This is a genomic window from Laspinema sp. D2d (assembly GCF_025370755.1).
In the GTDB taxonomy this organism is placed as follows: domain Bacteria; phylum Cyanobacteriota; class Cyanobacteriia; order Cyanobacteriales; family Laspinemataceae; genus Laspinema.
On the sequence record NZ_JAMXFC010000028.1, the window covers coordinates 1 to 23679 of the forward strand.

The 23679-nt window shown below is 49.3% G+C and carries 20 protein-coding genes; 8 read left to right on the forward strand and 12 right to left on the reverse strand.

The window, feature by feature from the left end:
• Positions 1 to 195: hypothetical protein (locus NG796_RS17915; RefSeq protein WP_261208245.1), on the forward strand; the 195-nt coding region annotated here is incomplete at its 5' end.
• Between the two features lie 25 nt (positions 196 to 220).
• Complete coding sequence (locus NG796_RS17920) at positions 221 to 1939, forward strand: protein kinase domain-containing protein (RefSeq protein WP_261208246.1); 1719 nt, start codon at positions 221 to 223, stop codon at positions 1937 to 1939.
• 94 nt (positions 1940 to 2033) lie between these two features.
• Here the strand turns inward: NG796_RS17920 and NG796_RS17925 are convergent, their stop codons facing one another.
• Together NG796_RS17925 and NG796_RS17930 are read right to left on the reverse strand one after the other, a co-directional pair.
• Positions 2034 to 2864 carry an Rpn family recombination-promoting nuclease/putative transposase gene (locus tag NG796_RS17925; RefSeq protein ID WP_261208247.1) on the reverse strand — a complete coding sequence of 277 codons (831 nt, stop codon included), beginning with the start codon at positions 2862 to 2864 and terminating at the stop codon, positions 2034 to 2036.
• Between the two features lie 70 nt (positions 2865 to 2934).
• Positions 2935 to 3789, reverse strand: coding sequence for an Rpn family recombination-promoting nuclease/putative transposase (locus NG796_RS17930; RefSeq protein ID WP_261208248.1), 855 nt, complete (start codon positions 3787 to 3789; stop codon positions 2935 to 2937).
• 215 nt (positions 3790 to 4004) lie between these two features.
• Here NG796_RS17930 and NG796_RS17935 point away from each other — a divergent pair, with 215 nt between their 5' ends.
• Positions 4005 to 5825: a M3 family oligoendopeptidase gene (locus NG796_RS17935; protein ID WP_261208249.1), complete on the forward strand. Its 1821-nt coding sequence runs from the start codon at positions 4005 to 4007 to the stop codon at positions 5823 to 5825.
• A 123-nt stretch (positions 5826 to 5948) separates the two neighbouring features.
• Here the strand turns inward: NG796_RS17935 and NG796_RS17940 are convergent, their stop codons facing one another.
• The 5 genes from NG796_RS17940 to NG796_RS17960 form a co-directional block, all read right to left on the reverse strand.
• Positions 5949 to 6869, reverse strand: a complete 921-nt coding sequence (locus NG796_RS17940; protein WP_261208250.1) for an NF038130 family PEP-CTERM protein — start codon at positions 6867 to 6869, stop codon at positions 5949 to 5951.
• Positions 6870 to 7316: 447 nt separating this feature from the next.
• Positions 7317 to 8489, reverse strand: coding sequence for an LL-diaminopimelate aminotransferase (locus NG796_RS17945; protein ID WP_261208251.1), 1173 nt, complete (start codon positions 8487 to 8489; stop codon positions 7317 to 7319).
• 162 nt (positions 8490 to 8651) lie between these two features.
• The gene (locus NG796_RS17950) at positions 8652 to 8975 is read right to left on the reverse strand and encodes a thioredoxin family protein (protein WP_261208252.1); all 324 of its coding nucleotides are present in this window, start codon (positions 8973 to 8975) and stop codon (positions 8652 to 8654) included.
• A gap of 495 nt (positions 8976 to 9470) precedes the next feature.
• Positions 9471 to 10235: a PspA/IM30 family protein gene (locus NG796_RS17955; protein ID WP_261208253.1), complete on the reverse strand. Its 765-nt coding sequence runs from the start codon at positions 10233 to 10235 to the stop codon at positions 9471 to 9473.
• Positions 10236 to 10771: 536 nt separating this feature from the next.
• Positions 10772 to 11527, reverse strand: coding sequence for a PspA/IM30 family protein (locus tag NG796_RS17960; protein ID WP_261208254.1), 756 nt, complete (start codon positions 11525 to 11527; stop codon positions 10772 to 10774).
• A gap of 58 nt (positions 11528 to 11585) precedes the next feature.
• Here NG796_RS17960 and NG796_RS17965 point away from each other — a divergent pair, with 58 nt between their 5' ends.
• Positions 11586 to 11756 carry a hypothetical protein gene (locus NG796_RS17965; RefSeq protein WP_261208255.1) on the forward strand — a complete coding sequence of 57 codons (171 nt, stop codon included), beginning with the start codon at positions 11586 to 11588 and terminating at the stop codon, positions 11754 to 11756.
• 43 nt (positions 11757 to 11799) lie between these two features.
• Here the strand turns inward: NG796_RS17965 and NG796_RS17970 are convergent, their stop codons facing one another.
• Positions 11800 to 13230 carry an SPOR domain-containing protein gene (locus tag NG796_RS17970; protein ID WP_261208256.1) on the reverse strand — a complete coding sequence of 477 codons (1431 nt, stop codon included), beginning with the start codon at positions 13228 to 13230 and terminating at the stop codon, positions 11800 to 11802.
• Positions 13231 to 13417: 187 nt separating this feature from the next.
• Between NG796_RS17970 and NG796_RS17975 the strand changes: the two genes are divergently transcribed.
• Together NG796_RS17975 and NG796_RS17980 are read left to right on the forward strand one after the other, a co-directional pair.
• Positions 13418 to 13975 (forward strand): DciA family protein, encoded by a 558-nt coding sequence (locus NG796_RS17975; protein WP_261208257.1) that lies wholly within the window; start codon positions 13418 to 13420, stop codon positions 13973 to 13975.
• Between the two features lie 517 nt (positions 13976 to 14492).
• On the forward strand, positions 14493 to 14834 hold the full coding sequence (locus NG796_RS17980) for a hypothetical protein (RefSeq protein ID WP_261208258.1): 342 nt from the start codon (positions 14493 to 14495) through the stop codon (positions 14832 to 14834).
• A 223-nt stretch (positions 14835 to 15057) separates the two neighbouring features.
• Here NG796_RS17980 and menB read toward each other — a convergent pair whose 3' ends face one another.
• The 3 genes from menB to NG796_RS17995 all read right to left on the reverse strand — a co-directional run bounded on the left by menB (position 15058) and on the right by NG796_RS17995 (position 19504).
• Positions 15058 to 15891 carry a 1,4-dihydroxy-2-naphthoyl-CoA synthase gene (gene menB, locus NG796_RS17985; protein ID WP_261208259.1) on the reverse strand — a complete coding sequence of 278 codons (834 nt, stop codon included), beginning with the start codon at positions 15889 to 15891 and terminating at the stop codon, positions 15058 to 15060.
• 485 nt (positions 15892 to 16376) lie between these two features.
• A complete protein-coding gene (locus NG796_RS17990) occupies positions 16377 to 17612 on the reverse strand; it encodes a vWA domain-containing protein (RefSeq protein ID WP_261208260.1) in 1236 nt (411 codons plus the stop codon).
• A gap of 461 nt (positions 17613 to 18073) precedes the next feature.
• Positions 18074 to 19504 carry a serine hydrolase gene (locus tag NG796_RS17995; RefSeq protein ID WP_261208261.1) on the reverse strand — a complete coding sequence of 477 codons (1431 nt, stop codon included), beginning with the start codon at positions 19502 to 19504 and terminating at the stop codon, positions 18074 to 18076.
• On the opposite strand from NG796_RS17995, the gene NG796_RS18000 reads away from it, so the two are divergent.
• Positions 19491 to 19700, forward strand: a complete 210-nt coding sequence (locus NG796_RS18000) for a hypothetical protein (RefSeq protein ID WP_261208262.1) — start codon at positions 19491 to 19493, stop codon at positions 19698 to 19700. The genes NG796_RS17995 and NG796_RS18000 overlap by 14 nt on opposite strands.
• A gap of 202 nt (positions 19701 to 19902) precedes the next feature.
• Here the strand turns inward: NG796_RS18000 and NG796_RS18005 are convergent, their stop codons facing one another.
• Positions 19903 to 20685 (reverse strand): RNA methyltransferase, encoded by a 783-nt coding sequence (locus NG796_RS18005; RefSeq protein ID WP_261208263.1) that lies wholly within the window; start codon positions 20683 to 20685, stop codon positions 19903 to 19905.
• A gap of 258 nt (positions 20686 to 20943) precedes the next feature.
• On the opposite strand from NG796_RS18005, the gene mutS reads away from it, so the two are divergent.
• Positions 20944 to 23571, forward strand: coding sequence for a DNA mismatch repair protein MutS (gene mutS, locus NG796_RS18010; protein ID WP_261208316.1), 2628 nt, complete (start codon positions 20944 to 20946; stop codon positions 23569 to 23571).
• The last annotated feature ends 108 nt before the right edge of the window (positions 23572 to 23679 follow it).

A 23679-nucleotide genomic window follows, 5' to 3' on the forward strand; every position in this document is an offset into this window, starting at 1 on the left:
GGGGAGGATGGGGAGGATGGGGAGGATGGGGAGGATGGGGAGGATGGGGAGGATGGGGAGGATGGGGAGGATGGGGAATTTTTTTATCGTTTCTTCCCGTCTCTCCCCTATCTCCCCTATCTCCCCTATCTCCCCTATCTCCCCTATCTCCCCTATCCTCCCCATCTCCCCCATCTCCCCCATCTCCTACAATAAAAACAGCCCCTAGCGATTTCCCACCATGAATGATTTTCCCGACTTTAGCGCGAACGGCTATAAAATTATCCGAGAACTCGGCCATAATCGTGCCGGGGGTCGGGTGACTTATTTGGCGCTTGATCAGCAGCGAAAAGAATCGGTAGCGATTAAACAATTCCAATTTGCCACCAGTGGTTCTGACTGGTCCGCTTATCGGGCGGTGGAACGGGAAATTGAGGTGTTGCAACAGTTAAATCACCCCGGGATTCCCAAATATTTGGATTCGTTTGAGACTGCCGATGGGTTTTGTATGGTACAAGAGTATAAAGATGCTCAATCCCTGGCGGTTCCGCGCAGTTTTGAGGCGGATGAGGTCAAGGAACTGGCGATCGCGGCTTTAAATATCTTAGTTTATCTACAAACTCGGACTCCGTTGGTGATTCATCGGGATATTAAACCGGAAAATATCCTAGTGAGCGATCGCCTCACGTTATACCTCGTTGATTTTGGCTTTGCTAAACTTGGTTTAGAAGATGTGGCGATGAGCAGTATGGTCAAAGGAACGATGGGATTTATGCCCCCTGAACAACTGCTAAATCGGCAACTTTCGGCTGCTTCGGACCTTTACGGATTGGGTGCTACGTTAATTTGTTTACTGACGGGGACTCGATCGGTTGCGATCGCCGAGTTGGTTGATGAAGATTATCGAATCCAATTCAAACATCTCACGCCTAAAGTGAGTTGGCGCTGGATTGAATGGTTGGAAACAATGGTTCAACCTAATCTGGGCGATCGCTTCCCCGATGCAGCAACGGCCTTGGCCGCATTAGAACCGATTTATGTCGTCCGCACACCGGAAGTTCATCTCAGCCGAACTCACATTACAGCAACGTCCTCAATCCTAGGAGAACAAATTACCCAAACCCTCTCGATTAAAAACCCGGTTTCAGACACCCAACTTCGAGGAAAATGGCAGGTTGCCCCCCATCCCCAGGACCCCGCTCATAGTCCCGATGCTCATGCTTGGATTTCCTTTTCGCCTGCGCGGTTTAAAAAGAATCGTTTGGAAATTCAAATTATTATTGATACCCGTCAATTACGAGCCAATCAAACGTATCAAAGAGAAATTTTATTAGAACATAATGGGATACCCAATCCGATTAAAATCCCCCTAAAAATCACTACCGCTCCCCTTCCAATTTTGACTCAAAAATTACCCTACAGTTCGTTAGGATTGTTATTTTTAGCAGCCGGTGCCGGAGGAATGTTAGCCCTTCATTCGATCGCCACACCGATTGCGATCGCCCTCAGTGGATTTCTCGCTTGGGCGGGGCTTGCTAAACTGGCTGGAAAGCAGGGATTTGTCGTGAAATTTCTGCTGACTTCCGTGGCAACGACCCTAATCGCGGCGATCGCCGGATTTACCCTAGGCATGGCTGCCGGGGCCAGTTTAATGGGGTCCTGGGCCAGCGCTGGAACCTTAGCAGCCACAACGGTGACTGGGGTTGCCTTAATCTTGGCCGCCGCTGGAATTACCCGGGAATTTGGATTAAAAATCGCTAGCACTCTCTCCCTACTAACCGCAGCCTCTGGTATCAGTTGTGGCATTGCATTACAATTAGGATTTTGGACCCCATTACTGATTGCTGCTGCGGCAATCACTGGCGTTCCCCTGATGGGAGTAATGGTCTGGCTTCCCATCAAGCGATCGCGTCTCAAAGCCCAATATCGCCGTTCTGAGGAGCATTTAATCGCCCCTTAAATTTTATGTTTTGATTGGATAAATGGAAAAATATTATAGTAAAAAAGACAAGGCACTACCTTGTCCTGATTTAGCAAAAATATTGGGCAAAATGCTAACGAGACTGCAACCAATTCACTAAATCTATGAGGTCTGTAAAGTCAAATAAGACTTCATTCAAATCTTCCAATTGATCTGTTGTCAGTGAATCAATTTGGTCTCGGATCTCGGGTTCTAGGGAACCAAACCGTCGGGTAATTGGACGCATAATCATGGCGATCGCCTCCTGCTTTTTCCCTTCAGTTAGTCCCTTTTGAAGGATGTCTTGATAAATCACGGATTCCTGCATAATTTCCTCCCGGAAAAAGTTAGCAATCACATCTTGGTTAAACCGTAACCCAGCGAGAACCTGAGTACAAGCAGCGATTTCTTGGCGCAGTTCAGGTTCTTCTATATTAGCCACTTTCTGGGCAACTTGCGCCAGGAGTTGATTCGGTTCTTGAGTCGCCGATAACACCGCCAAGGGAAGTAATGCGGGGTCTGTTAAAAAAGGTTCGGGAGATTCCTCCCACATCCGAATCACATCATACCGATGTCGAGTATTTTCACTGACAAATTCTGTCTCAAACACTGCTGGATTAGAGGTAGGCTTGAGCCAAATAATGACCTGTTTCACGGGCAATCCATATTGCCAATGCAGTCGCAACCAATAGTTTAACATCCGCAAAGGCATGGGTCTATCCGTGGAGACTTTTACCTGAAATTCTAAATGCAGAATTTCCCGGTCCGTCTGTAAAAAAATCACCGAATCGGCCCGTACTGGTTCTAGGGTTAGTTCCGTTTTTAAAACCTCCACAGGTGAGGTAATGATTCTTCGCAGTATCCAACCCGCAAAGCGTTGGGGATATTTCGTGGCTAGGTATTTACATAGGTTATCAAAAGGCATGAAACTTGGGATTGAATAACTCCACAACTGATTCAGTTAGGGCGGTGAATCCACTGCCCTAACCCTAACTTTAATGGGACTGCAACCAACTCACTAAATCTGTAACTCCTGTAAAATCAAATAAGGCCAAACTCAACTCTTCTAGTTGAGTGATTGTCAGGGATTCAAGGTGCTCTCGGACATCGGGTTCTAGGGAACCAAAACGGCGGTTCAGCATCCCCTGAAGTAGGGCGATCGCCTCCTGCTTTTTCCCTTGATTCAGACCCTGTTCGAGTCCCTTTGCTAGTCCCTTTTGAAGGATGTCTTGATAAATCACAGATTCCTGCATAATTTCCTCCCGAAAAAAGTTAGCAATCACATCTTTGTCAAACCGTAACCCAGCGAGAACCTGGGTACAAGCGGCGATTTCTTGGCGTAGTTCAGTTTGTTCTATCTTAGCGACTTCTTGGGCAACTTGAGCTAAGAGTTGGGTCGGGTCTTCCGTTGCCGATAACACTGCTAAGGGTAGCAATGCAGGGTCTTTTAGGAAGATTTCCGGAGATTCCTCCCACATCCGTACAACCTCATATCCATGTCGGGTTGATTGGAACTGAAATTGGGCCTCAAAAACGGCTGGGTTGCGGGTAGGTTGAAGCCAGATAATTACCTGCCTCACGGGTAGTCTATATTGCCAGTATAGTCGCACCCAGTAATTTAACATCCGCAAAGGCATGGATTGTTCTTGGGGGACTTTCACTTGAAATTCTAAATGCAGAATTTCCCGGTCCGTCTGTAAAAAAATTACGGAATCAGCCCGAACGGGTTCTAGGGTCAATTCAGTTTTTAAAACTTTGACCGGGGTGGAAATTGGGGTTCCCAGTCTCCAAGCGGCAAACCGTTGTGGATATTTTGCAGCCAGGTATTTACATAAGTTGTCAATCGGCATGATCCTTGAGGTTAATTGCCATGTTTCCTGTTTAAGTTTAGGATAAAAAGGTCTATAATAATTGTCCAGGTTGCCATGAATTGACCCACACTGGGAGCCGATCGCCTGATAGGAGAAAGAAGTTCGTTCGGATTGCCGTACTCGGACTGGGTGTGGATAAAGGGGAAAATTTCCCTCATAATAGAAGTAGCAAATTGTTACAAAGGAGTGTTATTTTGGTTCAAACCCCTCAATCCCCGGCGATCGCTCAATTGGAAAATCCCCAGGAGTGGGACTTATCTGACCTTTATCAAGGGTTTGATGACCCACAGATCGAGCATGATTTAGAAGTCCTTCAGCATCGCGCTGCCGGATTTCGTCGTACCTATCGCGGCAATGTCGCCACCCTCAAACCGGAGCAAATCGCCGATTGTTTACAGGAATTGGAAGAAATTTCGCAAATCTCCGGGTATGTCTATGCCTATCCTTCTCTAACCTTTTCCGCAGATACGCGCAATACGCAAGCGAAGCAACTGCTGGATCAAGTGATGGAAGCTCTAACAGCAATTGAAAATCAATTGCTATTTTTTGACCTCGAATTACAGCAGATTTCTGAAGAGAATTTTAATCAATTACTGGGGGCGACGGAACTAGCCAGTTATACCCATTATCTCCATCGAATTGCGGAGTTTCGTCCTCACACCCTCTCCGAAGAAATCGAACAAACTCGTAATCAGGATAGTCTCACGGGTCGGCAAGCGTTTATCCAATTGCGATCGGTGCATTTGGGTGAACAAGAATATGAACCTGTGACGACCCCCGATGGCAAAAGTGCAAGCAATGAGGCGGAATTGAGCGCCTTATTGTTTCATCCCTCGCCGGAAGTGCGGTACAATACCTATCTATCCGTCCGAAATGTCCTCAAACAGCACAACTCCCTTTACGGATTTATTCTAAATACCGTCACGCAGGATCATCGCATCGAAAGTCAGATGCGTCAGTATTCCTCTACTTTGCATAAGCAGTTGTTAGCTGATGAAGTTTCCGAACCTGTTTTCCGTGCCATTATGGACGGGACAGCGAGTCGGTTTGAACTGTTTGAGCGCTACTATCAACTCAAAGGAAAGGCACTCGGTCAAAAAATCCGGATTTGTGACCTTTATGCACCTTGGACAACAGACGAAGAGGAACCTTTACCGCCAGTCAAATATAACACTGGGGTAGAAACATTGCTGAAGGCTTTACAAGAGTTTGATGTCAATTATGCGCGGCGTGCAGAAGAATTTTTCCTGAAAAATTGGATTGACGCCAAGGTTCGCCCAGGTAAGCGGGGCGGTGCATTTTGTGCGTACTCTCATGGTAAACACAGTTATTTATTGCTCTCTTACACCGACGATTACAACTCTTTGTTTACCTTGGCTCATGAAATGGGTCATGGGTTGCATTTTGCTTGGATTGATGATGCTCAGTCCTATTATAATAGCAATCCGCCTTTGGTCCTTGCAGAGATTGCTTCCACCTTTAATGAGTTGCTGTTGCTGGATTACTTACTGAAAACTGCTGCCGACAATAAGGCACTGATGAAGTCGTTGCTCACTCGGCAGTTGGAAGACCAGTTTAATTTGCTATTCCGGCAAAGTACGATTAGCCGCTTGGAATTGGCGATTCACGATCGCGCCAAAGAAGGGAGTTTTGATGCCAAGTTCGTCAATGAGAAATGGATGGAGTTGTATCGCAATCTCTGTGGAAATTCCGTAGAATTATTACCGGAACACCAGTATGATTGGGCGAGAATTGGGCATATTTTCTTCAAGCCTTTTTATTGCTATCAATACGCTGCTTCTAATATTGTGAGTTTAGCCTGTTATCAGAAGTATCTGGAAACGGGTAAAGATTTTATTCCCGGATATCTGGAATTATTGGCCGCTGGTGGTAGTATCAATCAGGTTGAGGCGTTGCGGAAGTATGTGGATGTGGATATCGAAAATCCCCAGACGATCGCCAGTGCGTTGGATTATATTGAGGGCTTATTGGATAAGTTGCAAGCCAGTTTGTAATTTGGCATAACAGCCCTAGGGGCGATTCCCGCTTCGCCCCTGACGAACCCGCGTTATCCCCCTCCTGAAGGGTACAAAAAAAGGAAGCTTTTAGGCTTCCTTTTTCTGCAACCGTCTCACAATTTAGGCGTTTTTCGCTCCTTTGCGCTTTGCGGTGGCAAATAGACCGCCAACAGCCATTAAAGCAAGCATTGTAGAGGGTTCGGGAACTGAGGTGACTGGGGGAACTGGGACGCCTGCTAGTTTAACTTCATAGTTCCCATTATGAGATATCCCATCTGCACCAGTGCCGCTGGTGTTGGCTTGACCCGAAGCGGTGGCAGCGAAGCTATACAGGTATTTAGCGGGACCATTGTTATAGATCACTTTAACCAGTTCGCTGGCTTGTACGCTGGCGGGTACCAAGTCGGCGAGACGGACCCCGAACATTGTGGTGCTTCCCATCGCCTCTTTCAAGATAGTGGAAGCATTATAGTGTCCTGCTAGTCCAATGCTGATTTCCCCGGTGCCGTTATCCTGATTAACATAGGAAATATTGGGGTCACTGAAGCGCTGCCTTCCATTATTGTTCTTAAAGGCAGTTTCAACCGCTGCTTTGATTGTATTATTGGAGATAGTGACCTGGTTCGCTGCAAAGGCCGCGTCTAACCATTCACTAAGCAGGCTCTTGCCATTATTGTCCATATCGCTCTCCCAGTCGGCTGCGGTTAAGCTGCTGATGACGATATCTTTGCCGCCGATTGTCCCGGTTAATGCGGTGTTTTTAGTAAAATCAAATCCAGCTTTTTCGCTGGTGGCTGCTAATTCGATGTTGCCGCCTGGGGCGCTGCTATTGCCGGAGAGAATGGTGGATAAGGAATCCGTGCAGGTGGGTCCGGTGAAGGTGCTAGTGCCATTGGAACAGTATGATAAGGCGTTGGTTGCAGCCGTTCCACCAAATTGGGGATTTGTTAAAGTACCGGCAAAGGCGGGGGCGCTACCGATCGCGCTCATGCCAACGGCGATGGAAGTAGCGACTGCGAGTTTGTTGATAAATCCGGTCATGGTGGGGGTCTCCTCAAGAATGTGCAAGTGGGGTTAGGTGGGGGAATCCGCTGGCTATTGCGGATGCTTCATTAAATCTCGGGGTTTCCCGGGATAGTGCGATCGCCATCACTTTAAAGGCGCGATCGTTTGGAAGTTTTCTGGTAAATACACTGGACTCAGGTTGGCGCACTGTGCGGCCCTCTTCTATATCTGCGAAGGGCTCAACTCTAAGGTTTAGTAATAACAATAGGATTTCTGATTACCTGTCCCCATCTTATCCGTAACCCCTCTTACCTTCCATAAAGTTATGATGGAGTTTCCTAAAAGTTGTGTAAAGAGTTGCTAAACTTCCCTCATTTCCTCTCAGTAATTTTACTTAAATTTTCTTCCGGTGTAGCTGTTATAAAAAAGCACGGATGAGATAGTCTCATCCGTGCTTTTTAGGGACTGGGGGACTCGGTAAAATTATGAATTCAAAAACTGCGCGATTCGTTCTACCGCTTCTTCTAAGACGGGGGGATCCCAAACTAAGGCAAAACGGACGTATCCTTCACCCATTTTTCCAAATCCGGAACCGGGAGAAGCAGCAATGCCGGTTTTTTCCACCATCTGGGTACAAAATCCAATGGAATTGTTGGCCCACTGTTCGGGGAGTTTGGCCCAAACATACATGGTAGACTCGGGCATCGGCACTTGCCAGCCGATGCGATGGAGGGCGTTGACGAAAGCATCCCGACGGTTGCGGAAAATACTGGTCATTTCGCCTACGGTGTCTTGGGGACCAGTCAGGGCAGCGATCGCCCCGGTGAGAATGCCCTGATATTGGTTAAAATCTACTGCCGCCTTGACTTGCCGCAGGGCTTTAATCAGTTCTGGATTTCCAATGGCATACCCCACCCGTAATCCGCCCATGTTATAGGATTTGGACAAGGTAAAAAACTCGATAGAAACGGTTTTTTCGGGGTCCGCTTGCAGGACGGAGGGGACGGCAATCTGGGCATCAAAGACTAAATCAGCATAAGGAAAGTCGTGAACCAGGACTAACTGATGCTGCTGACAAAAGGCAACTGCTTCTTGAAAAAACGACAGGGGAGCGATCGCAGTCGTCGGGTTGTGAGGATAGCTGAGAACCATCATCCGCGCTTGATTGAGAACCGCTGGGGGAATTTCCTCAAACACCGGCAGAAACCCGTTTTCTTCCCGCAGAGGCATCCCATAAATTTGACCACTGGCTAAGTACACTCCACCGGCATGGGAGGGATAGCCCGGATCCATGAGGAGGGCAAAATCTCCGGGATTTAAAACCGCTAAGGGTAAATGAGCGGTGCCTTCTTGGGAACCAATTAAGGCTAGGACTTCAGTTTGGGGGTCTACTGCAATGCCATAGCGCTGGTGGTACCACTGGGCGGCAGCTTCGCGAAAAGCTTGGGTGCGGTGAAAGAGGACATAGCCGTGAGAATTGCGATCGGGTAACGATGAGGCGATCGCCTCAACGATATGGGGGGCCGGGGGGAGGTCCGAAGACCCCAAGGATAAATCAATGACCTTCAATCCTGCGGCTTTTGCCTTAGCTTTAGCGTTATCCATATCTGCAAAGACATTGGAACGCAGGGGTTCTAAACGGTTAGCAAACTGCATGATGGTTAACGGGTGAGAAGCTGATGGAGTGCAACTGATCCGGAATCCGGTTGACCTGGGTCTGCTCAAAGAGCACCCTCAAGGGTGGGGCTATACGAACAAAGCCTGCCTACGCAGGCTCTCATCATCAAGCAGGTCCAGTTAGGGAGTCCCAGGGGGTGATTAGAGATGGGCGTCGATTAGGGTGGCTAATGCCTGTTGGGTAATGGCTCCCTCAAAGGATTCCACGATCGCCCCGTCTTTAAAAACGCGGATTGCCGGTACCCCTTCAACGCCGCACTTTTTCACCGATTTAGGATTGGGATCGACTTCTAGCTTCAGGACTTTGAGGCGATCGCCATATTCGGATGCAGCCCAGTCAATATAGGGGGAGACCAATCGGCAAGGCCCACACCAACTGGCCCAAAAATAGGCCAAGACTGGGGTTGTTGCTTGTTCTACTTCGGTTCCAAACTCAGTATCTGTGACTTTGATAATGCTACTCATGCCCACCGCTTTCAAATATCAGGTACTCGGCGATCGCCAGCCTCAGCCATCGGGAATCTAACCGGAGAGGCGATCGCTTACTATTATTAAACTTTGATTATTTTACAGCAGAGGAGTGACTGGGGGGACGGGGGATTGGGGGGATTGGGGAGGATGGGGGAGATGGGGGAAATGGGGAGGATGGGGGGGATGGGGGAGATGGGGAGGATGGGGGGGATGGGGGAGATGGGGAAGATGGGGGAGATGGGGAGGATGGGGAGGATGGGGGGGATTTAGGGATTTCCATAAAAAAAGTTCTGCATTAGAAGTAATGCCGAATTATTCAAGCCCCCCTTGTTAAGGGGGGTTGGGGGGGATCCCTCCTGGAAGATGTTATTTTTTGGAGTTCCCTTATAGAAAAAAATACAACTCCCTGGGTAGAGGGCTGTTTTAGTCAGAAGTTAAAGACAAGCCAGCTCATGAACATCAGGGAGTTGTAGAGAATCGGAGGTTTATTTAACCGTCGTTGAGTTGCGATCGCAACTGTTCTAATTCATCATCCACAGCAGTTTTGGGCGCACTGCTGTTTCCGGCGCTGGGGAGTTGACTTTGTGCCGCAGAAGCGCCGGTAAGTTGAGCTTTCATCGCTGCGAGTTCATCATCCACATCGCTTCCCGCCTCCAATTGGGCAAACTGATTTTCCAGATTTGTGCCGCCAATTTCATAAGCCGCTTGAGAGCGGGCTTCCATTTGCAGGACCTTTTCTTCCATCCGCTCAAAGGCTGCCATTGAACCCCCGGTGTTGAGTGAACCCAGGGTATTTTGAAGCTGTTCGTTTGCCTTGGCAGCTTGCGCCCGAGCTTTGAGCATATTTTTCTTGGTTTTCGCTTCAGAAATCTTGCTTTCCAAACCGATTAAATTACGCTTCAGGGTCTCCACCTGATTCAACTGCCCATCCAGTTGGGTTTTTAACATGGCAGCAGTTTCAGCGTTGGATTTTTTCCGGACGAGGGCTTCGCGGGCGAGATTTTCATCCCCTTTTTGGAGGGCAAGTTGGGCGCGACTTTGCCAGGTATTGGCTTCGTTGTTCGCCTGTTCGTATTGTTTCTGGGTGCGTTTTTGGTTGGCAATGGAACTGGCAACAGCTTGGCGCAACTGTACCAAGTCTTCTTGCATATCGATAATAGATTGCTCTAGAACTTTTTCTGGGTCTTCTGCTTTGCTGACTATATCGTTAAGATTGGCTCTGACAACTCGGCTAATGCGATCAAACAATCCCATGATGCTATTTTTCCTTTTGGGGTTTACAAGGTAGGTTTTTATGGACAAGCTGCGGGTCTGAGATCCCCCGGTTGATTGATGGGGTGGCAACGGTTCTTACCCATTCCATCTGTTTTGATGGTACTCGGTGTCAGCCGGAGACAGAAGATGACTGCGGCGATCGAATACCAGAAACTCTCTTGATGAATCTAGTGTAAAAACTTCATCTGCTTTCGCGCTACATCCCGATATATTTTGGGGTGGCTGGACCACCTGGTATATTGACTCCGAAGGCAGGGATTCAAGGGTCTGTGTTTGAGTCTAGGGGAACGGGAGAGGGAATCTCAGCGCCTAGGGAGTTTTTCTAAGTGGGTTTAATTCCTAGTTTAAAGGGTAAGGCTTAAAGTTTTGATAGTTCATCAGTGCTTGCCAATTCATAGAATTATCAAATTTGACCGGGAGCAACGGAACGGAATTTCTGGCACATTCACCCTAAATTGAGGGGGGAACTGGAAGTTGCCCCTGGGGAAGTTCCTCTTTAAGGACTCTCTCCAGGGTTACTCCTCCATGCGATCGCGGAGTTTTTGGAGTTCTCCTTCTATTTCCGGATCTCGGGGAGCACTCACGGGCTGAAGTTCAGGACGAGCGGGGTTACTCCCGCTGATTTGCGCTTTCATTGCCATTAATTCCTCATCGACCTCACCCCCGGATTCTAGGGAGGCAAATTTTTTTTCGAGGTCATCACCACCCAAGGCGGCGACTGCCTCCGATCGCGCTTCGAGTTGCATGACCTTTTCTTCCATGCGCTCAAAAGCCGCCATTGCACTCCCGGTCCCGACGTTGCCGAGCATCTCATTGAGTCGCTCGGATGCCTGGGCGGAGCGCGCACGGGCAATATAAAGGTCTTTTTTCGTCCTGGCTTCGACGATTTTACCTTCTAAAGCCCGCATATTTTGCTTAAGCTGTTCCACCACTCCGGTTTGTTGGTCGATCTGGGCTTTCATGCCTGTCGCCGTATCTTGGTAGGATTTACGACGGGTCAGGGCTTCGCGGGCGAGGTTATCATCCCCCTTTTGCAAGGCCAACTGTGCCCGTCGATACCATTCGTCAGCGGTGGACTGGGCTTGACTGTACTGACGCTCGGTGCGTTTTTGGGTCGCGATCGCCACAGCTACAGCTTGTCGCAGTTGGGTCAAATCCCCCTGCATCTCAATCATCGTCTGTTCGAGAATCTTTTCGGGGTCTTCGGCTTTATTAATTAGACTATTAATATTGGCGCGAATCACCCTCATGATTCGGTCAAACAATCCCATAACGGACTCCATATAAGTTGGGTAGTGCCTCCAAGGTCGCCCCGGGTCCCGGGCTAAGATGTCAGGGTTTTCCCACGAAGGCGATCGCCTTTGGCTATTGCCTCTGGCGATCGCTTTCTATCGCCTCACCGAGGGCTGGCAATTTTTTCAACCGACCTTCCCTCAAGGGGCGATCGCCCAGGGTCTAGCGCTCACATCCTGCCTATTGCGGACCGGGTACGAAGCCTAATCCTATGCTATCGCAGTCTAAGAAAGGCTGTGGAGTCTATCCCTTAAGGCTTATAAATTTGCCCCGTTATCCCTTGCTGCTTCATTTGTTCCAGCATGGCTTGAGCTGAGGCTTGATCTTCAAAGGCGGCGACCTGAATCTTCACCCCGATGGGATACTCCCGCAGATAGGCATCCGGTACGACTTCTCGCGCCTTCCATAGGCTCTCATCATTCTGATAATCCATCACCACATAATAAAACTCAGGGAATGACGCGGGACTGACTCCTGTAGTTGGGGTGGGTGTTCCAGGTGTTCCCGGTACTGCCGGTGTTCCCGGTACTGCCGGTGTCCCCGGTACTGCCGGTGTTCCCGGTACTGCCGGTGTTCCCGGTGTGGGTCTAGGCGTCCCAGCATTGGGAGTAACGGTTGGGGCGGTTCCGGGGGCGGGTTGAGTCATCACAGGCTGTCCGGATCCCGCCAGATAATCTGTAGTCAGATTGCTCAACCCGGGGGAACTGGGGGCCGGAGCGATCGGGGCGAGATTAGGAGTGACTGTTGGGGCGATCGCCCCGGGCTGGAGGGGGACCGACCCTTGAGGACTGGGGGCGGGAACTGCAACCGGCGGCTTTTCCTCCAAGGTTCCGAGATTGCCTAAATCCAACGGTTTAAACTGGGAATTCGTTAAATCTGGGGTAATTCTCCCGCCTTCATTGGTCAAGGTAGGGTCAGAAACTTCACTATTCCCATTTCTGCCGAGATTGGCTTGTTGCCCAGTGCCTGCTTCAGGGCCTCCCATCTGAGTCGCCACATAAGCTAAAGTCGCACTGGCGGCGACAAATAATAACATTGAGCCAATTCCCAACGGACTCAGGAAGCTATTTTGGGACCGAGCTTTTCGTTTAGCCCGCAGTTCCGCCAGTTTTTTGGTGTTTTCTCGATCTAAACTATTCACTAATTTTTCTGAAGAGTCGAGATATTCATTAGGATTCTTGGGATCAGTTTCCGGAGTCAGTCCGACGAGGGCACCGGGACTTTCTGTAGATAAGCCCATGCCATTGGTCGTTTCTGGATTCTCTGCGGATGGGTGGTTGCCGTTGTCCCCCGAGTTGGCGATCGCCGGAATACTCAAGGGCTGATTCTGATTCCCGTTAACCGCAGCACTCGCCGTTTCTACCTGGTCAGGTCCGGGCATTGGTTTGAGGGCTTCAAATTTTAACGTCTGAGCCTTGGGCAGTTCTAAGGAGGGAGACTGCTGGGGTGACGGGGTACTGGGGGAGAGGGTAATTAAATCCACTGCGGGTTTTTGAGGGGGGGTCAACCCATTCCCCGAGTAGGACGGTTGCACGGCATCACCCCGTTTTTGTCGCCGATAGCGGGTTAGTTCTGACTCTAGCTTGACATCTAAACTTTCTAGCACTGCGGCTAATACTGGTTTTAATCCCTGATCTGGGGAAACTGGGGCGGGACTCGCCTTGGGGGACCGATCGCTCATGCCGTCTCTCCTGTGTGATTTCGTGATGATTTCGCCTGGTGGGTTGCTCCCTGAAGATGGGGAGTTGGACTCATTCTGGCCGATGCCCATCCTTATAATAAAAGGCATGGCAAGAGTCACCGAGTGTACTGTTGCACCCAATTTTAAATGTTTCAGTTCAATTCAGTTCAAGGTTGAGTTTGACTCGATGGCGTTTAACTCTCTGGATCATATTTTAGGCGCTCTGGCGGCTCAGACCCTGGGACAAAAGCAACGGGAATATCAGCAGTTGGTCGAGTCTTGGGCGATCGCAGTCGGGCCGAAGATTAATCAATACACCCGTCCTCTGGCGGTGGAACGGGGAGTGCTGCGGGTGGCGACTGCGAGTGCGGCTTGGGCCCAGAACCTAATGTTTGAGCGGCGACAAATTTTGCAACGCTTGAATCGGGGGCGCTCTGAGGCGATCGCCGATATTCGCTTTTCTCCCAAGGATTGGTCTAAATCTGACCTTAAATGTCCAGATTTGGCCGATCAAGAAATACTTTGGCAGGATCATCCTTCTCGCCTGACTTCGTTGAGTGCTGATGCGGAAACTCCCAAGGGTTCTCAGGTTAAGAATGCTCAAGGGGCTTTTGATCGTTGGGCTGCCGGGGTACAAGTGCAGTCCCAGGGGTTGCCCCTTTGTCCTCATTGTGGTTCTCCCACTCCTCCGGGAGAACTTGAGCGCTGGACGGTTTGCGCCCTCTGTGCTCCGAAACAGTGGTAAGCCTGGGGGCGATCGCGGAGCTTTCCTAACGGTAATTTTAATTCTCCCTTCAGGGAGATTCACTATCTTGGAGGAGCCAGCCCAACCCCTGGGTAATAACCTTTCCCGATTACTCATCCCCCCACCTCCATTACAAACATCTCCCTGAAATCTCGGTCTTGAGTGCTTCCACTTATTTGGATTTGGGACCACCAACTGCTAAGTTACAAGGCTAACTCTAAGTATTTATTAAGACTATTTTTCTTAAAATCTCCCCTTGTCAGATAGGACACCCATTGGCTAAAATGTTGATCCCCATGAATTTAGAGCTTGAACTCATCCAGTTGCGAAGGGGGGAGATGAGTTGTTACTTAACGGAATTGTTACTATTTTTTACGGAATACTAAAGAAAGTATTAAGGTAATTTTTTATTGGGGATCGCTTAAACCTATACGGGATAAAGGCTTGATGCCTTTCATGCGTAAAATCACCTTACATCATAATAGAAGCATCATTTGATTGTCCCCCCAGCACCCCTATGAAGACCTCAAATTGCCAATCATCATCCTGCCGTCATTGTCGGTTTTATACCCCTGAAGGCCGTCGGGGTGGAAACTGTCAGCAACTCGGTGTACTGGTTCGTGGAGGCTGGAAAGCTTGTTCGTTAGCTTTACCTCCCTTTGCTCCTTCTTGGGAGGAGATTAAACCCGATATGATTATTTTGGAAGACCAACGACTCCGGGTGGAGGGGACTCTATCCCTAGAACGGGCCTTCTACCAACCCTCAGCAGAGCGACACAATGGTCAAACCGACTCGGTGATTGTCTCTACAAACCTCAATCAATCCGATAACGGTGAGCATTTTCTCTCAGTGAGCTAAAACTCCAAAACATTTGACATTCACGTTCATTTTAGAAAAGTTCAACGACCGCATGATTGGGGTGAATCGCTTAGTAGAATTACTCAAGAAATGTCGCTTCTGGGGTTAAACTCCAGAAGCGATCGCGATCGCAACTTTTAAACATCAGGGGTAAACACCCGGTTCGATTTTCAAACCGGGTTGCATGATTCAATGGCAGTGAATGAGCTCGGCAATTAAACAACTATGGCAACCAGGGATATTGACGAAAATCTGGTTGCCGTTTTTCTAGGAATGCTTGTTTTCCTTCCGCCCCTTCCTCGGTCATGTAATATAACATCGTGGCATTCCCGGCGAGTTCCTGTAACCCCGCTTGACCATCGCAATCGGCATTAAACGCGGCTTTTAGACAACGAATCGCGATCGGGCTTTTCTCTAAAATTTCATTCGCCCAGGTGACCCCCTCCGCCTCCAGTTGGTCCACCGGCACCACCGCATTCACCAACCCCATCTCTAATGCTTGGGTAGCATTATATTGCCGACAAAGAAACCAGATTTCCCGCGCTTTCTTTTGACCCACGATTCGCGCTAAGTAACTGGCCCCAAAACCGCCATCGAAACTGCCCACTTTCGGTCCCGTTTGCCCAAAAATGGCATTCTCTGCAGCGAGGGTTAAATCACAAATCAGGTGTAAAACATGACCCCCCCCGATCGCATATCCTGCAACTAAGGCAATCACCACTTTCGGCATGGACCGAATTAACCGTTGCAAGTCCAGAACATTTAAACGGGGAACTCCTGCCTCATCGATATATCCCGCTTCCCCCCGAACACTTTGATCCCCTCCGGAACAAAACGCATATTTGCCATCGGTATGAGGTCCTGCACCTGTGAATAAAACCACCCCAATGCGACTATCTTCCCGCGCATTACAAAAGGCATCATACAGTTCAAAGACCGTTTTCGGACGGAAGGCATTTCGCTTATGGGGACGGTTTATGGTAATTTTGGCAATCCCATCGGTTTTCTCATAGAGGATATCTTCGTAAGTTTTAGCGGTTTGCCAGTTGATTTGCATTTCATCCAGTACCTGCGCGACGTCAAATTGTGCATTGTACCTCGCTTGGGGTATTTGCGCGTCACCCCCTGCCTCATCGCCGCTTCTACAGAGAAATTTTCCCTACCCTATCCTGACAATGTGGGGAATGACTCCCGATTAATATCTTTTATAAATCCTGAAATTTTTGCGATTAAAAAGCCGTGATTTTTATCAATTCATGGCGGGGACATTCATCAATTTTTCAGGTCCTTTCCAAATCCCGGGAAGAGAGTCTCTTTCTTTTCTGCCCAACTTAGAACGTTTAGAAACTTGGGGTCATCGGATGTTTTGTTTATTTTCCCTTTTTCAGGCCCGGATTCCGTATAACCTCAATTCTTATTAGAAACCCAGCCAGTTTCTTGCGCTACTGCAAAAGCATCAGAAACCGGGTTTCTTCAAAATTGGGCTTTCTTTCCCCAAATTCTGATCAGAAACCCGATTTTTTGAGCGGGATGGGGTTGAGGTTATTGCAAAACAGTTTTGGAGACGATGCGGGTTTTTTTGCGATCGGCTTCGGAGAGTTCTTGTCCCGCTTGGAGGCGGGTAGCACTGGTTTGGAGGACGGTGGCTGCGCCTTTGTCGCCCATTTGTAAGGCGGTTTTGGCGGCAGTTTGTAACATGGTAGCAGCACCCGCGCGATCGCCTTGTTGTATTTTCTGTTCGGCTATTTGGGTTTGCCGATATTTCGCTAAGGCGAGGGTATGCTGTTGTACTGTGGGGTTGATCGCCGGATGATAGGCACTCAATACATTGGCATCGATGAGGACCGGATCCGTGAGCATCTGTTTCCGTCCGGCGGAAGGGTCATCGTAACGAATTTGCAATTCCCCTAGGGTTTGTTTGCCTTCGGCAAATTTGCCAATATATAAATTGGCTAAGATGACCCGTTCTGTAGTCATAATATCCCCTAAGCGCACTTCAAATAGTCCATTCTTGGCTTCTACGGGGAGTTCGATGGTTTCCGGTGAAACTTGGGCGATGGGTTTGAGTTCGGCAAGGCGAACTTTCGGCATGAGTTTCAGTTGCAGGTAGGCATTGGTTAAGGCAACGGATTGAATCCGACTGAATAAGCGGCTAAACTCTTCTACGGCTTGTTCCGGGCGTTCGATATGGCACAATGCACCTCGGGCGGCAGTGGCAATGGATTCGAGAACATCTAAGTTCCAGTGATCGCCAAATCCGAGGGTGTTCAGGGTGAGATTGGCATCGGCTGCTTCGGAGGCTAATTTGAGACAGCGATCGTTGCTGCCATGTTCGTTTTCGCCATCGGTGAGGATGAAAGCTTGGGAGACGGTGCCAGTTGCGCCTTTTTTGAGTTCTTCCATGCCTTTTTTCATGCCTTCATCGATCGCGGTACCCCCATCAGCTTTGAGTTTTTCGATCTGTTTTTTGATGCGATCGGTATCTTCGATCGCCTGATTGGAAACGATGACTTTAGCGCGATGATCGAAGGCAACAATGCTGAGGCGATCGCCGGGTTTGAGGCGGTCAATCAGTCGATAAGCTGCCTCTTTGACGGTGGTTAACGGACGTCCAGTCATGGATCCGCTATGGTCTAAAATCAGACAGAGGTTTAGGGGAACTGAGGTTTCTAAACCAGCGGCGATCGCGGAAATGGATAGGGAAAGTTGACGCTGAGAACTGGGTTGACCCGCGTCTATATTGGCATCACTTAGGGCTGGATGGATAGCAACTTTCATTAAAATTTCTCCTGGCAAACAAAAAAGCGGTCCTGATCAGGGTCTTTAACTATCTGGATTTTGGCACATCCGCTATCGACACCGCTAATATTGCCAGGAGAATCCTTGGGAGAATAGAGACCCCTAGAGGTTAGGGTCTCTTTACCAGAGTAGGTTGTTTACGCTTAACGCCACCTCTTGTCCCCTCCCCTTGGCAAGGGGAGGGTTAGGGTGGGGTCTTCTTGGGCGATCGCTAGGTCACCCACTCTTAGAGGCGATCTCGTCTGTAATGGAGGCTGGGGAAACCTCTTTCTTCGTAACGTGGCGGTAAGCGGAGCTATCCCGTAGGAATCGCCACCTCACGGGAGACCCCACCCTAACCCTCCCCTTGCCAAGGGGAGGGGACAAGAGGTGTAGTTAATCTCAGGCAAGTCTCCCTGAAGGTAAAAACCTTACTGTTGTAAGGGATCAGGGTCTGTAGGTTAGAGTTCTCCGTTAAAGGATTGGTAAACGACTTTGGACATTTGCCGGATTAACTCTTCTGCTGCTGGGTCATTGTGGGGACGTTTGACGATCGCCGCCATTAAATAACGCTTCCCATTAGGCATATCCACTAATCCCGCATCGGAAATGGCGGTGCCAATATCCCCGGTTTTGTGGGCGATCGCTGCGCCAGAACCCAATCCTTGGGGGAGTAGGGAATTATTCACTGTGTTTTGCATAATCTTAAACAGGCGATCGCGACTGCGTAGAGACAGCACTTGTCCCTGTTCCACCAGTCCCATCACCTGCACCAAATCTTGGGGACTGGTGGTATTAGTGCCCTCTAAATCTGGGAGAAGGTTGGCGATCGCGGTGTTGCTTAATCCCCAGGATGCAAAGCGCTGATTCAGGGCCCCTGCACCCCCCAAGCGCTCAATTAACATATTGGTCGCGGTATTATCGCTAATTTCGCTCATTTTAGTGGCCGTCTCTAGGGCGCTGTATTTCGTCCCCGGTTCGGTGAACTGCATATCACCAGACCCTTCAGCAATATGCTCTTGTTTCATGGTCAGCATTTCATCTAGGGTGATTTTTCCCGCATCCACGTCCTGAAAAAATGCAATTAAAATTGGCACTTTAATCGTACTGGCTGCCGAAAATCTCTGAGCCCCATTCAAGTCCAGATAGGCCCCTGTATCCAATTCAATGGCATAAACTCCCGGGGTCAATTCCGGATGTTCTGCTGCCATTGCCTGCAATTTTTCTTTCAGGGTTGTGATTTCCTGGGTTAGGGGTAGGGCCTGGAGATTGTAAGCGGGTGTTACCTGTTCCTGCTGTTCTTCTTGGGGGATTTCGGTGTTTCCAGCCGCCCCTACGGTGTAGTTATCCGCAGGATTCCAGATGGACAAGAGAGTACCGGCGAGTACCCCGAGTCCCACCCCGAGAATCAGCAACCGCGCCCCATAAATCAGAGGTGAGATTTTGGTCCGTTTCCCTTTCTTCTCGGTGGTTTTTCGGGTTCTAGCTTTCGGGGTGTTGGGTTGGGAGGGAGTCGCCGCAGTGCGTTTAGATTGCCCTTTTGGAGTCCGTTTCCGGGGGGGTTTACTCCCTGAATCTGGGGGTCTTCGTCCCGGAACTCGTTCCCGGGGAGAGTCGGATCCTTCTTGGGCCACGGGACGACTCTGGGGGGTAGAACGGGTTGAGGTAGCGGGTCGGGGTTCGGTAAGGCGATCGCGGGATTTGGACCCCCGGGGAGGGCGGGGAGTCTCTACACTGGCAGATTCGGATAAGTTCCGGGAACGAGGGACTCGGCCCATGCGCAATTGTTCGGCTAATTGTTGAGACTGTTGCTGTTGTTGGGCTAGATGAGCGCGAGATGGGGGCGGTTGTGCCGGTTCGCCATCACTAAAGGCGGGGATGGCTGATCCCATTTTTTTTGGGTCCCGAGGTGGCGCTTCCAGAGGGCGATCGCCACGGGTCCCGGGGGCAGATTTGCGGGATGCTGATTTGGTTGCTTTTTTACCCGATGTCTTGGTTTTGGTTTTTTTTACCCGCTTTGTCGGTTCGCCCGACTCCGTTTTTTCCGAAGGCACCACCGACAAAAATGACCGAATTGGAGACCTTTGAGCCACACCACACTCCTGTTGTTTCGTTCTTGCTGCTTGTTTAGGCTAACCCACTCCCTAAGTCCCATTTTTTAGGCGCAGTTGTACCCGCAGCACCGTCAATCGTAACCCCTTGAGGTACTCTTTTGGCGATCGCGCAGACAACCTTGGGCAGAAACTCCGGGGCAGAAACCGGGTTGCTTGAGACTTTCTCAATTCAAGGGCTATAACGCCTCTAGCGTATCACCAACCCCGGATCCTTGCGACAATGCCCACTCCATTTGTGTCAAGATTCCTCGCAACATGGCGACTTCTTGAGTGGATAGTTGAGCGCGATTGTACAACCGTCGGAATTTTTCCAGTCTCCGGGGCGCAGTATGAGGATAAAGATACCCAATTTCTAACAACAATCGTTCTAACTGTTGATAATATCCTTCTAATTCCTCTAGGGAGGCGGTAGGAACGCTAGAACTGGCGCTGACGAAGGGGGAAGGGATGCTGGGGTGAGTTTCTGCAAGTCCCGTCGCCTGTTGGTACAGTTCGGCGGCGCAAACGGCGACGGATTGGGCTAAGTTTAAGGAAGGATACTCGGGACTGGCGGGAATTTGCACGAATCGCTGGGCGTAGTTGAGTTCATCGTTGCTCAATCCTCGGTCTTCCCGCCCAAAAATCAAGGCGGAAGGGGTTTCTAACAGCCAAGGGAGGGCGACTCGGGGGGTTTCTAAGTCGGTGGGTAAGGACCGGGAACGCCCGGTGGTGGCGATCGCCCGTTGACATCCTACCAGGGCCTCTGGCAGGTCGTTGACAATTTGGGCGGATTCTAAAATATCTACCCCATGTACGGCCATTTTAATCGCCCATTCATCCTGGCGATCGCACTGAGGATTTACCAAGACTAACTGAGACAACCCCATATTTTTCATGACTCGGGCCACTGAACCCACGTTCAAGGGGCCAGCCGGTTCTACGAGTACGATCCGAATTCTGGCTAATGCGCTTTCATTCATGGTGAGAATGTTCAGGGTGGGGATGCTTCTTCGTCTAAGAGAGTCTGGATTATAGAGGAATCGGGGACCCAATGCAACTGAGGCTGACTCCACCCGGTGGCGATCGCCCGCCGGGTAACCGATGCAAGATTTTAGTAAGTTTTTAGAACATCCATGAGGGTTGACAGTTTATTATCGATAAAGCCCAATGGCTTGCCCTCTGTTTGGATTCTGGATAAACCCATGAGCGATCGTCCCTCTGCATCTACCCCGACTGATATGACTGGGATTAAAACGACCCAGACCCATATTACCAATGCTGACTATCGCGAACTCGATCGCGATCGCCTCTCGGCGATGTATCAGCATTATGCGGAGGTCAAGGATCAATATCCCCATTCCCTGCTGTTGTATCGCGTGGGGGATTTCTTTGAAACCTTTTTTCAGGATGCGATCGTGGTGGCGCGAGAATTGGAATTAGTTCTCACCAGTAAACAAGGGGGAGATGTGGGACGAGTCCCGATGACGGGAGTACCCCATCATGCCTTAGAACGGTATGCTATGCAATTGGTGGAAAAAGGCTACTCCATCGCCGTGTGCGATCAAGTGGAAGATGCAGCAGAAGCAAAAGGATTAGTCCGCCGCGAAGTCACTCGGGTCATTACCCCGGGTACACTCCTGGAAGATGGAATGCTCAAAGCGCGCACCAATAATTTTTTAGCGGCAGTCGTGATGGCCGGAAATCAGTGGGGATTGGCCTATACCGATATTTCTACGGGGGAATTCTTTACCACCCAAGCGGAAGAGTTAGAGCATCTCACACAAGAGTTAATGCGTCTGCAACCGTCAGAAGTGCTAGTCCCAACCAATACACCGGATATCGGCACATTGTTACGCCCCGGGGAAAAGTCTCAACATCTCTCCGAGTATCTTCCGTCCTGTTTTTGCTATTCGCTGCGATCGCAAAAACCCTTTACTTTGGTGGAAGCGCGGCAGCGGATTTTCGAGTATTTCAAACTCCGCAGTTTGGAAGGGGTGGGATGTGAAAATCTCCCTTTAGCCGTGCGTGCCGCAGGGGGATTATTGGAATATTTGGAAGCAACTCAAAAGGAAAATCGGATTCCCCTGCAATTGGTTCGCACTTATACTTTAGCGGATTACTTAATTGTTGATGCTCAAACGCGACGCAATTTAGAAATTACCCAAACCGTCCGCGATGGTACATTTTATGGCTCGTTGTTATGGGCGATCGACCGCACTAAAACTGCAATGGGTGGGAGAGCATTACGGCGTTGGATTTTGCAACCCTTGCTTAAAATTAAAGCGATTCGCGCCAGACAGGATACAGTAGAGGAATTGGTCCAAAAAACGGAACTACGCGAAGACATTCAAACGTTGTTATCAGAAATCTATGACATCGAACGCCTCACGGTTCGCGCCGGTTCCGGCACAGCAAATGCCCGTGATTTACTGTCATTAGCCGATTCTTTGGCAAAATTGCCGGAACTCTCTACCTTGGCACAACAAGGGGATTCTCCCTATTTAAAACCTTTACAACAAGTGCCATCAGAACTAGAGGCATTGGCAGTTCGCGTGAAACAAGCAATTGTGGAAGCACCGCCCCTCCATTTAAGCGATGGCGGGTTGATTCGTCCCCATGTTTATGAGGCATTGGATGAGATGCGATCGCTCGTTGAAGGAGATCAACAATGGTTGGCAAATCTCGAAGTGCAAGAACGGGAACGCACGGGAATTTCTAATCTAAAAGTCGGGTATAATAAAACCTTTGGGTATTACATCAGCATTTCCCGGTCAAAAAGTGAGCAAGCACCCTCCGATTATGTGCGACGGCAAACGTTGACCAATGAAGAACGGTATATTACCCCGGAATTGAAAGAACGGGAATCCAGGATTCTGACGGCACAAGAAGACTTGAATAAATTAGAATATGAAATTTTCGTCCAGTTGCGATCGCAGGTGGGAGAATATGCCGCAATGATTCGCAATGTGGCAAAAGCAGTCGCGGCGATCGATGTGTTAGCGGGGTTAGCAGAAATTGCGATCGACCGGGGATATTGCCGTCCCCACATGGTAGAAAATCGAGAAATTAGAATTACCAATGGTCGTCATCCCGTGGTTGAATATTCCATTCCAGCGGGGTTATTTGTCCCGAATTCCACTCGATTGGGAAATATCGAAGATCCGGGCAAATCTGAAAGTGATCATCGCCTTGCGCCCGATTTAATTATTTTAACCGGACCCAATGCTAGTGGTAAGAGTTGCTATTTACGGCAGGTGGGATTAATTCAGTTGTTAGCGCAAACCGGGAGTTTCATTCCGGCAACTTCCGCCACGTTAGGAATTTGCGATCGCATCTTTACCCGAGTTGGCGCAGTAGATGATTTAGCAACCGGGCAATCTACCTTTATGGTGGAAATGAATGAAACCGCCAATATTCTCAATCATGCCTCGCCTAAATCCCTCGTTTTACTCGATGAAATTGGCCGAGGAACCGCCACCTTTGATGGATTATCGATTGCTTGGTCTGTTGCCGAATATTTAGCCACTGAAATTCGCTCTCGCACCATTTTTGCGACTCATTACCATGAAATGAATGAACTTGCCTCTATCCTTCCCAATGTCGCTAACTATCAAGTAACGGTTCGGGAATTAGCGGATGAAATCGTATTTTTACATCAAGTCCAACCCGGAGGTGCGGACCGTTCTTATGGCATTGAAGCCGGACGGTTAGCCGGTTTACCTCCAATCGTAATTCAACGAGCAAAAGAGGTGATGAGTCAGATTGAAAAGCATAGTAAAATTGCCGTTGGACTTCGCAAAGGGGCGAAGAAAGAGGGAGCAAATTCCTCTGAAACTATTGAGCAATTAGATATGTTTGATTTTTAAATAGGGTTGGATGATTAGGGGAAGAACCCCACCCTAGCCCTCCCCTTGCTAAGGGGAGGGAACCGGAAGAACTCCACCCTACACCCTCCCCTTAGCAAGGGGAGGGAA